At 36.4% G+C, this 14,080-nt stretch carries 18 protein-coding genes; 11 read left to right on the forward strand and 7 right to left on the reverse strand.

The annotated features are described in order from the left end of the window. Positions 1-86: 86 nt before the first annotated feature. Complete coding sequence (locus F3G75_RS05955; protein ID WP_054196789.1) at positions 87-533, reverse strand: Fur family transcriptional regulator; 447 nt, start codon at positions 531-533, stop codon at positions 87-89. A 150-nt stretch (positions 534-683) separates the two neighbouring features. On the opposite strand from F3G75_RS05955, the gene F3G75_RS05960 reads away from it, so the two are divergent. After that, positions 684-893 (forward strand): hypothetical protein, encoded by a 210-nt coding sequence (locus F3G75_RS05960; protein WP_002942234.1) that lies wholly within the window; start codon positions 684-686, stop codon positions 891-893. A gap of 90 nt (positions 894-983) precedes the next feature. On the opposite strand, the gene F3G75_RS05965 is transcribed toward F3G75_RS05960, so the two are convergent. Continuing rightward, the gene (locus F3G75_RS05965) at positions 984-1,646 is read right to left on the reverse strand and encodes a lipid-binding SYLF domain-containing protein (RefSeq protein WP_149716912.1); all 663 of its coding nucleotides are present in this window, start codon (positions 1,644-1,646) and stop codon (positions 984-986) included. Positions 1,647-1,763: 117 nt separating this feature from the next. Here F3G75_RS05965 and F3G75_RS05970 point away from each other — a divergent pair, with 117 nt between their 5' ends. Both F3G75_RS05970 and F3G75_RS05975 read left to right on the forward strand, forming a co-directional pair. Then, a complete protein-coding gene (locus F3G75_RS05970; protein ID WP_149716913.1) occupies positions 1,764-2,372 on the forward strand; it encodes a trimeric intracellular cation channel family protein in 609 nt (202 codons plus the stop codon). Further along, on the forward strand, positions 2,369-3,355 hold the full coding sequence (locus tag F3G75_RS05975) for an SAM-dependent methyltransferase (protein WP_149716914.1): 987 nt from the start codon (positions 2,369-2,371) through the stop codon (positions 3,353-3,355). Before F3G75_RS05970 ends, F3G75_RS05975 begins: the two co-directional genes overlap by 4 nt. Here F3G75_RS05975 and ybaK read toward each other — a convergent pair. Then, positions 3,344-3,826 (reverse strand): Cys-tRNA(Pro) deacylase, encoded by a 483-nt coding sequence (ybaK, locus tag F3G75_RS05980; RefSeq protein WP_085658611.1) that lies wholly within the window; start codon positions 3,824-3,826, stop codon positions 3,344-3,346. The two genes, F3G75_RS05975 and ybaK, sit on opposite strands and share 12 nt — an antisense overlap. A gap of 58 nt (positions 3,827-3,884) precedes the next feature. Between ybaK and fliL the strand changes: the two genes are divergently transcribed. From fliL to F3G75_RS09450, 3 genes are all read left to right on the forward strand, one after another. After that, the gene (gene fliL, locus F3G75_RS05985; protein ID WP_084042196.1) at positions 3,885-4,421 is read left to right on the forward strand and encodes a flagellar basal body-associated protein FliL; all 537 of its coding nucleotides are present in this window, start codon (positions 3,885-3,887) and stop codon (positions 4,419-4,421) included. Further along, a complete protein-coding gene (acpS, locus tag F3G75_RS05990; protein WP_072594351.1) occupies positions 4,418-4,762 on the forward strand; it encodes a holo-ACP synthase in 345 nt (114 codons plus the stop codon). Before fliL ends, acpS begins: the two co-directional genes overlap by 4 nt. A gap of 144 nt (positions 4,763-4,906) precedes the next feature. Further along, a complete protein-coding gene (locus F3G75_RS09450) occupies positions 4,907-5,677 on the forward strand; it encodes a Cj0814-related protein (protein WP_149716915.1) in 771 nt (256 codons plus the stop codon). Between the two features lie 139 nt (positions 5,678-5,816). Here F3G75_RS09450 and radA read toward each other — a convergent pair whose 3' ends face one another. From radA to F3G75_RS06015, 4 genes are read right to left on the reverse strand one after another with little or no spacing between them, the layout of a single operon-like run. Then, the gene (gene radA, locus F3G75_RS06000; RefSeq protein ID WP_149716916.1) at positions 5,817-7,157 is read right to left on the reverse strand and encodes a DNA repair protein RadA; all 1,341 of its coding nucleotides are present in this window, start codon (positions 7,155-7,157) and stop codon (positions 5,817-5,819) included. Next, the gene (locus F3G75_RS06005) at positions 7,132-7,494 is read right to left on the reverse strand and encodes a VanZ family protein (protein WP_107687302.1); all 363 of its coding nucleotides are present in this window, start codon (positions 7,492-7,494) and stop codon (positions 7,132-7,134) included. The genes radA and F3G75_RS06005 overlap by 26 nt, the downstream gene beginning before the upstream one ends. Then, a complete protein-coding gene (gene ftsY, locus F3G75_RS06010; protein WP_149716917.1) occupies positions 7,487-8,353 on the reverse strand; it encodes a signal recognition particle-docking protein FtsY in 867 nt (288 codons plus the stop codon). The genes F3G75_RS06005 and ftsY overlap by 8 nt, the downstream gene beginning before the upstream one ends. Then, positions 8,353-8,985 (reverse strand): TlpA family protein disulfide reductase, encoded by a 633-nt coding sequence (locus F3G75_RS06015; RefSeq protein WP_149716918.1) that lies wholly within the window; start codon positions 8,983-8,985, stop codon positions 8,353-8,355. Before F3G75_RS06015 ends, ftsY begins: the two co-directional genes overlap by 1 nt. Before the next feature lie 49 nt (positions 8,986-9,034). On the opposite strand from F3G75_RS06015, the gene F3G75_RS06020 reads away from it, so the two are divergent. The 5 genes from F3G75_RS06020 to F3G75_RS06040 are packed head-to-tail and all read left to right on the forward strand — an operon-like array spanning position 9,035 to position 13,662. Then, a complete protein-coding gene (locus F3G75_RS06020; RefSeq protein WP_149716919.1) occupies positions 9,035-9,667 on the forward strand; it encodes a 5-formyltetrahydrofolate cyclo-ligase in 633 nt (210 codons plus the stop codon). Next, complete coding sequence (gene rny, locus F3G75_RS06025) at positions 9,600-11,153, forward strand: ribonuclease Y (protein WP_149716920.1); 1,554 nt, start codon at positions 9,600-9,602, stop codon at positions 11,151-11,153. Before F3G75_RS06020 ends, rny begins: the two co-directional genes overlap by 68 nt. Before the next feature lie 9 nt (positions 11,154-11,162). Next, a complete protein-coding gene (locus tag F3G75_RS06030) occupies positions 11,163-11,759 on the forward strand; it encodes a lipid-binding SYLF domain-containing protein (protein ID WP_149716921.1) in 597 nt (198 codons plus the stop codon). Beyond that, on the forward strand, positions 11,759-12,325 hold the full coding sequence (locus tag F3G75_RS06035) for a DedA family protein (RefSeq protein WP_149716922.1): 567 nt from the start codon (positions 11,759-11,761) through the stop codon (positions 12,323-12,325). Before F3G75_RS06030 ends, F3G75_RS06035 begins: the two co-directional genes overlap by 1 nt. Beyond that, positions 12,322-13,662 (forward strand): DUF945 family protein, encoded by a 1,341-nt coding sequence (locus tag F3G75_RS06040; RefSeq protein ID WP_149716923.1) that lies wholly within the window; start codon positions 12,322-12,324, stop codon positions 13,660-13,662. Before F3G75_RS06035 ends, F3G75_RS06040 begins: the two co-directional genes overlap by 4 nt. Positions 13,663-14,080 lie beyond the last annotated feature (418 nt).

Raw genomic sequence — 14,080 nt, forward strand, 5'->3', positions numbered from 1 at the left:
AATTGCGTATTATCTATTTCACAGCTTAAATAAATCTGAAATTTTTTTGTCTTTCATTATCAAAAAGTAAAATAAAATGATAAAATTTAATTTCCATTTTTCTCTTGGCAATCACTACAAATACCATAAAGTATCATCGTATGCGACTGCTCACTAAAATTTTTTTCTTTACAAATTTGCTCTTGCCTTTGCTCTATCATCTCATCTTCAAAATCAACTATCTTTTCACAAATTTCACATATCAAATGATCGTGCGAGGATTTTAAATTTAGCTCAAATTTCTTTACTCCATTTTCTTCAAAGCAGTTTGCAAGATGATGCATTTCGAGAAAATTTAAAAACGAGTAAATTGATGTCATTGAAATTTCATTCTTGTGGATTTTGTAAATTTCTGAAGAAATTTCTTGAGCACTTAGATGAGAGTTGCTAATGAAAAGTACATGCAAAATTTGTTCTTTTAACTCTGAGCTTTTTTGCCCAAAGGCTTCTAAAAACTCTTTAAAATGCTTATAAAATAGTTCAAAATTATCCACAAAAACCTAACTAAAATGATAATGAATATAAGGATTTTACAACTTTACTTATAAAAAAAGCATAAAATTTCTTACGAATTTCAAGTAAAGTATTTTATAAGATTGTTTTGGTATAGTGTCGCATTTTTTAAATCAAAATTAAGGAATAAAATGACTTACGACGAGCTTGAATTAGACGCCGTTTTGTTAGAGGTTTTAGAAAATAGAGGCAGTTTTGATTCTATGGATGACGAGGAGCTTTACGAGCTTATCGAGCAAGTTGCACAATATACAGATGGCGATTACGAAGAAGCGTTTGAGTATATGACTCAATTTTCTCCAATCCCTAAAAAACGCTTTGTTTCACTATTTATGGTTTAGCAAAAAGCTAAGCCATAACTTCTATAAAATTAATCAAAAAGTAAAAATAAAAAGAGCCCTTGACCCACTTAATGAGCCAAGAAATTTGAGCTATAAGAAGTATTTTGAGATTATTTCTTTAAATTTTAGTGTGTATTTACTAGCTTTTGGGCTATTATTGTAGATATTTTCAAAATCATACATTCGCTCATAGTAATCATTTGTGTCTTGTCTATTTATTTTTAGTCTTGCCACATCTAAGCTAACTCCTACAAAAGCACCACTTGTCTTGCCACGCTCCTCAGCAAATGCTGAAATTTCAGGCAAATCACTTGTGATCGCTACTTCGTTACCAACGCCACCAGTTGCTTCTGCTTTTAGACTGATCGTATCTTTTGCATTAAATAAATTTGCATAAGCTTCTGAATTTTTAAATAAAATGATCATATCAGCTGAGCTGTAACCAAGTTGTAAGCCTATGCTTCCAGATGTGTAATTTACAAAAAATGGACTTGACCATTCACCATCATCGTTTTTAGCGATAAATACGCCTTTACCTGTTGAGCCAGTTACAATAGCGCCTGCTTTTGTCACATCAGGGATTATGGCGATCGCTTTTATGCCTTCAAATTTAGTGTTTGGCTTTAAATTTCTTGCACCAAAAGCATTTAAAATATTTATTGCATTTTTTAGCTTTTGATTTTGGACCACATCAGCATTTAAGTGTGGCGTGAAAAATAAACCAGCAAGAAATATGATTAATAGTTTTTTCATTAAAATTCCTTCCTTAAATTTTTCGTTATTATAGCCTAAAATAAACTAATGGTAAAAATATTATTAATGATTTTTTATGAGAGTTCATTATAAAATGCGACCTTTTAAGGGAAAAATATGAGTTTAATACTTTTTGTCGAATACGTCGGTATCGCATCAGCTGCACTTAGCGGGTTTTTATTTGCAGTAAAAAAGGAGTGCGACTGGCTTGGAGTCTTTTTGTCTGCATTTTTGACCGCGCTTGGTGGCGGTATCATGCGTGATATGCTTGTTGGTAGGGCAGTTTATTCATTTACACACTACATGCCAGTAAGCGTTGTTATTTTTATGTTGATTGTTTCAAGAGTGGCAAATTTACACATAAAAAGAGAAGGTTTGGAGCGAAAATTTGTATTCATCTTCGCCGATGCGATCGATGTTATTTGTTTTTCGATCGTTGGCGCGATGGTTGCTATTGAGTACAACTACAACATCTTTGGTGTGATGATGATCGCCTTTTTTAACGGCGTTGGCGGCGGTATCTTAAGAGATATCTTGCTAAATGAAGTCCCATGGTTTTTACGCACTGGACTTTACGGTACTATAAGCCTTGGCGTGGGGCTTGCTTACTTTGTGCTATATCATCTAGGCCTAACCAATATATTTTTTACTATGCTCTTGCTTGCTGCTGGCATTACAGTTAGGATGTTTGCGTTTTATAGAGGCTGGAAGCTACCTGATCTATGAAATTTAGCGAGTTTTTTGATATCTGGGTCAATGAAAACTACTATAAATTTGGCGTAGATATCGGCAAAAATGGCGATTTTTATACAAATGTAAGCGTTGGCTATCTCTTTGGCGCTTGCCTTGCAAACTATTTTTTAAAGCTGCTTAAAAACGGCGAAATTTCTAGCTCTTGCAAGGTTGTGGAGATCGGTGCAAACTCAGGTGAAATGCTAGCTGATTTTGCGCAAGGAATTTTTACGCTTGAGCCAGAGATCTTAAAAAATTTAGAGTTTATTATCATTGAGCCTCACGAAAATTTAAGGAAAAAGCAGCTTGAAACTTTTACAAAGCGCTTTGGCAATGATGTCAAAATAAGACATTATAAAAATTTAGACGAGTGCTTGTTTGATGAAATTTTTGTCATCTCAAATGAGCTACTTGACGCATTTAGCTGTGAGGTGATAGAGGGGCAAAATATGCTTTTTGTGGATAGTGATCTAAAATTTCACTGGCAAAAAGCAGATCAAAACTTGCTAGCTCTTGCAAAGAAATTTGGCATAAAAAAGGGCGAGATATCAACTAGCTACGCTAAATTTGCAGCCCAGCTTGCAAATGCAGCAAAAAAGGTTAGATTTTTAAGCTTTGACTATGGTGAATTTGAGCCAAAAAATGAGTTTAGCCTAAGAGTTTTTAAAGACCATCAAGTATTTTCTTTATTTGAAATTTCAGACCTTGAGCCATATTTTAAAAGATCGGATCTAACTTATAGTCTTTGCTTTAAGCAAGTAAAAGAGGCTTTTTATGAGGCTGGCTTTGAGATGCTTAAATTTAAAAAACAAAACGAAGCTTTAGTTTGCGATCTTGGCGTGGATGAAATTTTATCTTTAGTACTTGAAAATGGTAGCAAGCAAGCCTATGAAAATGCAGCCAAACAGGCGAAATTTCTACTCTCGCCTGAGTTTTTGGGCGAGAAGTTTAAATTTATAGAGTTTTTAAAGAGCTAGCCTAGCGATATTGGCAAAACTTGCCTCACAAGCCTTTAAAAGATCATTTGGTGCTATTTTTATCTGTTTGCCTCTCACTCCAGCGCTTACCAACACATACTCTTGCTCTTTTGCACGTTCGTCGATAAATGTGGCAAAGTGTTTTTTCATAGCAAGCGGTGAACAGCCGCCCCTGATGTAGCCAGTGATCTTTTCTAGGTCTTTTAAATTTATAAGTTCGCAGCGTTTGGCGCCACACGCATGAGCAAGTGCTTTTAGATCAAGCTCCAGATCGCCTTGCAAGCAAGCAACGACAAAATTTTTAGGCTCGCACTCACAAACAATAGTCTTATAAATTTGCTTTATATCTTGCTTAGTGCTAGCTGCTACGTGGAGGGCTGAAAGATCGTTTAAATCAACTTCATACTCTAAAATTTCATAATTAATTTTTAGTTTATCTAAAGCTCTGGCAGCATTTGTCTTATGTATCATTTTTTCTCATTTTTGCGAATTTTTTGTATAATTATAGCCAAAACTTAAAGGAGGAAAGATGGCTGAAGAAGTTGAAGAGAAAAAAGCAAAAAAAGGTGGCAATGGTGCATTAATGATAATTATCATTGCGATATTTGTTTTGCTGCTAGTTATTGGAGGGCTAGTCGCGTTTTTGATGCTTAGTTCTGATGAGCCAAAAGAGGCAAACATGATGCAAGCACCAGCTCAGACTCAAACGCAGTCCATGCCAGCTCAAAATAAAGCAAAGCATGGTAGCAACGACTATTCAAATATGGGGCCGATATATCCGCTTGATCAGTTTATTGTAAATTTGCTTAGCGAAAATGGCTCAAGATTTCTTAAAACTAAGATCGATATGGAGCAAAGCGATGAGTTGCTAACTCCTGAGCTTGATAAGAAAAAGGCACTTTTAAGAGATATTATCATCAGGACACTTTCGTCAAAAACTTACGAAGAAGTAAGTACCGCAAAGGGCAAAGATAGGCTAAAAGACGAGATCGTAGGTAAGTTAAATGAAGTGCTAAATGATGGCTACATCAAAAATATATTTTTTACTGATTTTGTGGTGCAATGATAGGTATTGATATCGTTAGGATAGATAGGATTTCAAGACTAAAGGCTCGTCATGGCGAGCTTTTTTTAAAGAGATTTTTAAGCGATAGCGAGATCGCGCTAGCAAAAAATGATGCGACTTTGGCTGGATTTTGGGCGGCCAAAGAAGCAGCTAGCAAAGCCCTTGGTGTGGGGATTAGTAAAGAGTGTGGCTTTTTGGACATTGAGCTTAGCAAAGACGCAAAAAACGCACCAAAGATAAAATTTAGCCCAAAAATTTATACAAATTTTAATATCAAAGAAGCAAGCCTTAGCATAACTCACGACGGCGGTTTTGCTGTAGCTGCAGTGATGATTGTATGAAATTTACACATTTTTACAAAACTTTTTAATATCTTTTAACTACTTCTGATAAATTTAAAAAACGTATTTTTATAAAATTTTTTAAAGAAAAGACGATATCTTAGATTAAGATTGAATGGAACTAAAGAGACTAAGGATAGTAAAATGCAAATTTCTAATAACCTCCCAATTACTAACTATCTCTCAAGAGAGAACATAGCAAGAGAGATGGGCTTTAAATTTAATGATATAAACGAGATACTTAGTAACGATATGGGTCATGGCATGACATTTCCTAAGTATATGAGCCTAGACGATAAAGCTAAAGCAAGAGAATACGACAGATATGAGCACTCACTCACTGGCTTCGTAAAAGGTGAAGGAGATGCGAGAGTAAGCATACTTGGCAAGCTAATGGGCTATGACGACTCTTTTTCAAAAGATGAGATAGATGAGCTAAAGAAATTTATAGATGATAGTAGTGCTTTAGGGCTTGAGAGAGCTTTTGGTGACTCAGAGACTTTATCCGTTAATGAATTTATAAAAAGATATACCAGAAAGCATGGTTTCTCTGACTTTACCTTTGGTGGAACAAAAACAGCCGAGTTACTTGATAGCGATATGAGCGTTGATGAGTTTAAAGCTAATTGGACTAAATTTGCACTAAAGAAGCGCTTTGGTTTAGAACTTGACGAGGAGTTAGCAAAAGAGACTATAAATTCTATTAATGATCTTGAAACACAAAACGAAGAAGATAAAAAAGAGAAGAAATTTACGCCTATACAAGTTACTAAAAAATCTCACACCTACAAGCTTGAAGCTGATGAGAGATTTAAAGAGCTTTATAAATTTATAAAGAGTGAATTTGATAGTGGTAAGAGTATGTTTGAAATTTTAGAAAAAGTGGCAAAGCTTAAAGTGGATAAGAAGGCATAAGTATTTTATAAGCAAAGAATGGAATTTTTATAATTTAAATTTCAAAGAAAAAAGCATAGATATCCTAAGACTTATGCAAAAGATAAAAAATATGGCTTAGCCAGCAAATTATTGATGTTAAATCGCTGGCAAGATAAATTTACATCCACTCAAGCACTTGCGTGATATCTTTGGCGTAAAAGCATTTTAATCCTTGCGTGTCAAGCGGCTTGTTTGGTATGATCGCATTTTTAAATTTCTGCGTTTTTGCCTCTTTTAGTCGCTGATCGAGGTTGAAAATTTCTCTTATCTCGCCGTTTAGACTTAGCTCACCGATGAATACGCTATCCTTGCTAATAGGGCGGTTTTTGAAGCTACTGATTATCGCTGCGATGACGGCTAGATCGGCTGCAGTTTCGTTTATCTTAACGCCACCTGAAACGTTTATAAAGACGTCGTAGTGTCCAAGTGGAATTTCAAGCTTTCGCTCAAGTAGTGCTAGCAGCATATCTAGGCGGTTTCTCTCAAAGCCAGTCGAGCTTCGTTTTGGATAGGCACTTTCGCAAACAAGTGCTTGTATCTCGATGCTAAGTGCTCTTGAGCCTTCCATTATGATGGTGATCGCACTGCCACTCATCGCTCCGCCACGCGTGAAAAATTTACTCGAGACTTCATTTGCGCTCACGAGTCCGTGCTGGCTCATCTCAAAGATGCCAACTTCGCTTGTCGAGCCAAAGCGGTTTTTAAACCCACGTAAAATTCTCAGCTCTCTACTCGCGTCACCCTCGAAATAAAGCACCACATCAACCATATGCTCAAGCACTCTAGGTCCTGCGATCGAACCCTCTTTGGTAATATGGCCGATGATGAAAACGCAGATACTTTGGCTCTTTGCAAGTCTCATTAGCTCAAACGTGATCTCACGAACCTGCGTGATTGAGCCTGGGGCGGAGGTTATATTTTGGCTATAAAGTGTTTGAATGGAGTCAATGACTAGCACCTTGTAATCGCTCTTTTGCACTTCTAGCATGATACCTTCTAGGCAAATTTCAGTTAACAGGTATAAATTTTTATCCACCGCATTTAGCCTGTCAGCTCTCATTTTTATTTGGCTTTGGCTCTCTTCGCCGCTTACATAGAGCGTTTTTTTACCGTCTTTTGCTAAATTTGAGCCAATTTTTAGAAGCAATGTTGATTTACCGATGCCCGGGCTGCCGCCTATAAGCACAAGTGAGCCTTCGACAACGCCACCACCAAGAACGAGGTCTAGCTCGCTATCTTTGGTGCTAAATCTCGTGAAATTTTGAATTTCAACTTCGTCTATACTTATGGCTTTGCTGGCTACTCCGGTGCTTTTTGCTATCTCTTTGCTTATCTTTATCTCTGTTTGACTAAGCTCGACAAAGCTATCCCAAGCCCCACATTGTGGGCATTTACCTAGCCATTTACTCTGCTGGTTTCCGCAGGCTTGACACTCAAAAACTGGCTTTGCTTTTGCCATAAATTATCCTTTTTAAAATTTCAACTACTATCACTCCAAAAGCCGCTCCGATCATGTCAGCCACGATGTCAAGCAGGCTAAAGCTCCTGTTTGGTAAAAATGCCTGAACGAGCTCTATTTGCACGCCAAAGGCTAAAAGTAGGGCTAAATTTTTTAAAATTTTAAAATGATAGCCAAGATAGAGCAGTGTATAAAGGATGAAAAAAGCTAAAAAATGGTTTGCTTTATCCCACGAATTTTCGATGATAGTAGGAGATTTTGGAGTAAACGCAAGAAAATCAATCGCCAAAAGAGCGATAAAAAAGCAAATTTTACTAAGAAATTTTACTCTACTCAAAAATAGCGTCCATCAGCTCGTCTAAAAACTCATCTGGGTTAAATTTGATGATATCATCCATTCTTTCGCCAACGCCTATATAAAATATAGGTAGTTCAAGCTCTCTTGCCACACCAAATAGTGCTCCGCCCTTTGCAGTACCGTCAAGTTTTGTGATGATGACGCCATCAAGCGAGACGATATCGTTAAATGCTTTTGCTTGTGCAACTCCGGCGTTACCTTGCGTGCCATCAAGAATCAAAATTTTGCGGTGGGGCGCTTTTTCGTAGGCTTTTTTGCTAATTCGAACGATCTTTTCTAGCTCGTTTGCTAAATTTGTCTGGTTTTGAAGTCTGCCGGCTGTGTCAAGGATGACTCGGTCGATACCTTTTGCAAGGGCTGAACTAATCGTATCGTAAGCAACAGCCGAGGGATCATGTCCTTGTTGAGTGGCAACTATTGGCACATTTAGTCTAATTGACCACTGGCGGAGCTGCTCGATCGCCCCAGCTCTAAATGTATCACAAGCGCCTAAAATAACGCTTTTGCCGTTATTTTTATATAAATTTGCTAGCTTTGCGATGGTTGTCGTCTTGCCAGCGCCATTTACGCCAAGGATGAGATCGACAAATGGCTTATCAGGCTCGATCACACGCTCCTTTTCGTAGATAAAATAGCTACTCATAACGCGCCTTAGGTCGGCTCTGCTCACTTCATCTTGTGGCGGCAAGTAGTATAAAATTTCTTCCACGATCTCGTAAGCTACGTCAGCTTCAAGCAAAATTTCTTCTAAGCTCTCTTTGTCTATCTTTTTTGACTTCTTCGCTGAGCTTATCGCTCCAAAAGTCTTCTCAAGGCCTTTTTTTAGAAAATCAAGCATTATTTTGTAGCCCTATTTATGTCATTTTCAAGCATCTCTTCAGGCACAAGACCGATGTAGCCTTGAACGTAGTCGCCATTTGCTTTAAAAAGTGCTGACGCAGGCAAGCCTTTTATGCCACCCATTGCTTTTTCAAATAAAAAATTTCCCTCACCAACTGCGACTTCATATTTTATTTTATATTTTTGAGCAAAATCTTTTACTTCATCTTCACTTTTGTCTTCAAGTAGCACACCAACGATATCTAGCTCGTTTTTAAATTTCTCGCTTAGGTTATTTAAGTGTGGGATCTCAGCCTTGCAAGGAGGACACCAAGTGGCGAAAAATACATAAAGAGTTGCTTTTTTACCATCTTTTACATCAAAGCCATTACTTCTTTTTGTAATCTGCATAGTTGCTCCACTTAGCAGCTTTAGATTTATCTCTTTTACCTCGTTTTCTTGGGCACTTTCACTCATTTTTGGAGTGAGTGAGTCTTTGCTTAAATTTTCATCTTTGCTAGCATTTTTATCTAAAATTTTGCCCTGCGTTTGTTCGCTTGTATTTTGCTCGTTTTTTTGCTTGTTCTCGTCGCCGCATCCAAAAAATGCAAAAATGCAAAGTGATGTTATAATTGCTCGTTTTAATGTCATGAATTTCCTTTTGAATAAGATTTCAGGATTATACAAGAAAGAGCATAAAATGAGCGTTAATTTAGAAAAAAATGAATTTAGAAAAAATGCAAGAGCAAATTTGATGAAACTTACTAAATTTAAGGCCAAATGCTCGCACTATAAAGCTACGAAAACTCTTTTAAAATTGATAAATTTTACAAATTCTAAGAAAGTATTGTTTTATTTGCCACTTAACTACGAAGTCGATGTGCTTAAAATAAGGCGAAATTTATCACGTAAATGTGAAATTTTTGCCCCTTTTATGGTAGGTCTTAGCTTAAAGATGGTAAGATTGCGACTGCCATTTATAACTTATAAATTTAACGTCAGACAGCCATCTGGCAAAAAAATGGATAATGTTAGACTTGATATGGCAGTAGTTCCAGCGATTGGGGTTGATGGAGCTATGGCTAGGATAGGGCACGGAAAAGGATTTTATGATAGATTTTTTGACTCTTTGCCTATTAAGCCAAAACGGATAGTTTTTCTCGAGATAAAAGACTTTTACACCAAAGATGTGCTTTCAAATGCACAAGACGCGGTGGCAGACTTTTATATAACCCCAAATAAAAATTATATAAAAAGAGGAATAAATGATAGAGGTTTTAATAGGCTTAGGAGCCGGTGTGGCGGGCGTTGGAGCAGGGTATCTATACGCTAAAAAGATAAATGATGCAAACTACAACATCTTCTTAGAACAAGCAAAAGCAAAAGCAAAAGCTATTGAGTATGAAGCTGAACTAACGCTTAAAAATTCTAAAATTTCAGTACAAGAGGCTGAATTTGAGGCTAAAAAAAGATACGATGACAAGACGACAAAGCTTCAAAAAGAGTATGCAAGTAAATTTGATGAACTAGCCAAAAAAGAGAAAATTTTGCTAAATGAGCAAGAGCTTTTAAACGAAAGTAAAGAGCTTTTTGAAAAGGATAAGCAAGACGCAAAGATAACTTACGAAGAGGGCTTAAATTTAAAAGCGACTTATCAAAACAAAGTAGAAGAGGCGATAAGGGTACTTGAGCACGCTGCTGGCTTAACAGAAGAAGAAGCAAAAGAGGTCGTGCTTAAAAAGGTCGAGGAGAAGTCTCGTGCGGATATCGCTCATATCGTTAGAAAATACGAAGAAGAAGCAAAAAGAGAGGCTAAAAAGAGGGTTAATTACATATTGGCGCAGGCTACGTCAAGATTTGCTGGAGAATTTGCGGCTGAGCGTCTAATAAATGTCGTAAATATCAAAAACGATGAGCTAAAAGGTAGGATCATTGGCAAAGAGGGACGTAACATCAAGACCCTTGAAATGGTGCTTGGCGTTGATATTATTATTGATGACACGCCTCATGCGATCATACTAAGCAGCTTTAACCTTTACAGACGTGCGATCGCAACAAGAGTGATAGAGCTTTTGGTAGAGGATGGAAGAATCCAACCTGCGAGGATAGAAGACCTTCACAAAAAAGTGACTGAAGAATTTGAGCAAAGCATACAAGAAGAGGGTGAAAACATCGTCATGGATCTTGGTCTAAATAAAATTCATCCAGAGATAGTAAAACTAATAGGCAAGCTTAAATTTAGAGCAAGCTATGGTCAAAATGCTCTTGCGCACAGCCTTGAAGTGGCTCACCTTGCTGGTATCATTGCAGCCGAGTGTGGCGGAGATGAGAAACTTGCAAAAAGAGCTGGCATACTTCACGATATCGGTAAGGCACTAACTCACGAGTACGAGGGCAGTCACGTTGATCTTGGAGCAGAAATTTGTAAGCGCTACAAAGAGCATTCAGTAGTTATCAACGCTATCTATGCTCACCACGGTCACGAAGAGGCAGCAAGTATAGAAAGTGCGGCTGTTTGCGCAGCTGACGCACTAAGTGCAGCTCGTCCAGGTGCAAGGCGTGAGGTGCTTGAGAGCTTCTTAAAGCGTGTCGAAGAGATCGAAAACATCGCAAAAAGTAAAGATGGTATCAAGCAAGCTTATGCGATAAATGCTGGCCGTGAAATTCGTGTCATCGCAAATGCTAAGCTCATAAACGACGACGAGGCAGTGCTTGTAGCAAAAGAGATAGCTCAAGAGATCGAGAGCAAGGTGCAGTATCCTGGTGAGATAAAAGTAAGTGTCATCAGAGAGACTCGTGCTGTTGATTTTGCAAAATAACGGCAAAATATGAAATTTCTTTTTTCAATTTTATTATTTTTCTCACTTGGCTTTGCCAGCGAGGAGCTCGTGCTAGATTCGGCAAACTCGTTTATAACAACTATGAGAGGCGCTAGAAACGCTCCTATAAAAGAGCTAATCGAGCAGTCAAAAGCGACGATCATCTTTCCAAGTGTTAAAAAGGTCGGTTTTGTCGTTGGTGGCATGGGCGGAGATGGCATCATGGTTGTTGGCAACATTAACTCGCCAAGTGAAATTTTACCAGTTAGCATAAGTGGCGGCAGCATCGGTATACAGCTTGGTTATGAAGATAGTTCGCTTGTGCTTTTTATATTTAAAGATAGCATTATCCATGATATCAAAGATGCCAAGATCACGCTTGACACGAAGCTGTCAGTAGCTTTTGGTGACATTGGACGCAATTACAGTAAAGTAAGCGATTTTAAATTTTCAAGTGACATCTACGCATATGCCGCAAATGATGGGTTTTTTGCGGGAGTTAGCTTTGGTGGAGCAGTCATCAGTGCAAGAGAAGAAATTTTAAAGCAAAGTGGCTATGCCTATGAACAGCTAATAGCCTCAGCATCTAAACTTTTAGGAGATTAATGCAAGATATTATAAACTCAGTTTCAACATACGGCTATATTATATTGTTTTTTTACAGCCTTGGTGGCGGTATGGTTGCATTAATCGCCGCTGGAATTTTAAGTTTTGCTGGCAAGATGGACATCACTCTTAGTATAATCGTCGCTGCCGTGGCAAATACAATCGGCGACACACTAATTTTTTATGTCGCAAGATTTAATAAAAACTCACTTATGCCTTATATCAGAAATCATAAAAGAAAGCTTGCTTATGCAGGAATTTTGGCCAAAAAACACGGCGATAAGATAATATTTATCAAAAAATTTATCTACGGCGTCAAAACTTTGGTTCCTATCGCGCTTGGACTTACGAAGTATTCATTTTATAAATTTAGCATTATCAATTTGATCTCGTCAGTGCTTTGGGCGGTCATTATCGGATTTGCCAGCTTTAAAGCGGGTGATTATTTTGTAGGTGCAAGCGACTATCTTGGCGAGCATGGATATATTATGCCTCTTGCTATGGTTTGTTTGTTGCTTGGAATTTGGTTTTTTTTACAACATATTACAAAAAGGAGAAAAGCATGAAAAAAGTGATATCTGCTTTAATCGTAGTTATCGTGGTGGCCATTGGAGCGGTTTATTTTGCTTCAAATGAGGTAGAGAAAAACTATCAAAGGATAGTGAATGATCTAAACAATATTAAGGGCTTTAAAATTTCTAATAACAATTACAAAAAAGGTTTTTTTGGCTCAAAAGGATCATTTGATTTTAGTGTTTCAAAAGATCTTTTGGAAAATATATTTGGTAAAAATGTAAATGAGGATTTGGTTTTTAAAGTAGAAAATGAAATTTCTCATACAGTGCTTGCTTTTATAGATGGCTTTGAAATAGACTCAAAAATTTCTATTCAAAACGATATGATTAAAAACATTATCGCAACATTCATGGGTTCAAATGTCATTGCAACAATTAAAACAAAAGTTAGTTTAACTGGCGATAAAGATGTGGATATTAAATTTAGCAATATTGAATTTAATGATAAGCAAAAAACTGCATTTAATACAAAAGATATAAAGATTGGTATGACGCTTGATTCAAAAGATAGTATAAACAGCTTAAAGGTTGAAGCAGATAAGATTGCTTTGAAAGATTTTAGTGAGTACAACAAAGTTGATCTAAATATCGAAGGATTTTATATTGACTCAAGTTATAAAGAGCCGGTTAAGTTTTCAAAAATTTTAGAGAGTCAGCTTGTACCTTATTTGGCAAAAGTTAAATTTAAAAGGGTGTCTTTCGCATCTAATGATATAAGTAATATCTTGATAGATGACTTTAAGTATGACTCAAAATTTGAAATCTCAAATGATCTTGGAAGATCAGACGATGTTATAAAAATAGGTATAGTAGCAGTTGATAAAGTAAAATATACGGATTTTATCTTTGATAGCAAAATCGCAAATATCAATGTGCCTGCTTTAAATAATGTATTAGAAAAGATTAATAATTTAAATAATGAAGAAAATTATAATGTTTTAGCTGGATTAAATTTTGATGAGACAATAGATCAAATCTTAGAAAAGAATCCAAGTATAAAAATAGATACATTAAGCTTTAAAAAAGGAGATAAGACTTTAAAGCTAAATTTGGATGCAGCAGTAAATGGCTTTAAAAAGGGAACAAATCAGTCAGAAATTTTTGATAAATTATCTCTTAGTGGAAAAATAAGTGTCGATGAAAGTCTGGCGAATTTTTTTGATACATTAGTGCCAGAAGTAGCTTTTGTTGAGCCTACTTTGGTATCTGCTGGATATTTTAAAGAAGAGGATAAAAAAATAATAAGCGAATTTAAATATGATCCAAACAAAAAAGATATTATATTTAATGGAAAAGTTGGACTTCAAAATTTCTTTATGGGTTTTTAAAAAATTAGCCTGATTTTTATCTGCATTTAAGCATCACTTCTATATACTTCACTTTCTGTTTTGCAAAACGCAGAGCAGAAAGTTCTTTTAACTTACAATTGTTAAACTATTAGTCAATCTTTGAAATCTAAACAAGTGATCGATTGAGCCAGTCTATTATTTTATAATTTATAATAGATTAGACAAACTAAATATAAAAACTAAAAGTTTTTTTGATTAAAAACTTCATAATAAAAATCCTATCTATTAGATAGGTAATTAATATGGAGAGTTTGATCCTGGCTCAGAGTGAACGCTGGCGGCGTGCCTAATACATGCAAGTCGAACGGACAAGTAAGAGCTTGCTCTTATGAGTTAGTGGCGCACGGGTGAGTAATGTATAGCTAATCTGCCCTACACTAGAGGACAACAGTTGGAA

This window comes from Campylobacter concisus (assembly GCF_902460705.1).
Lineage (GTDB): Bacteria > Campylobacterota > Campylobacteria > Campylobacterales > Campylobacteraceae > Campylobacter_A > Campylobacter_A concisus_Z.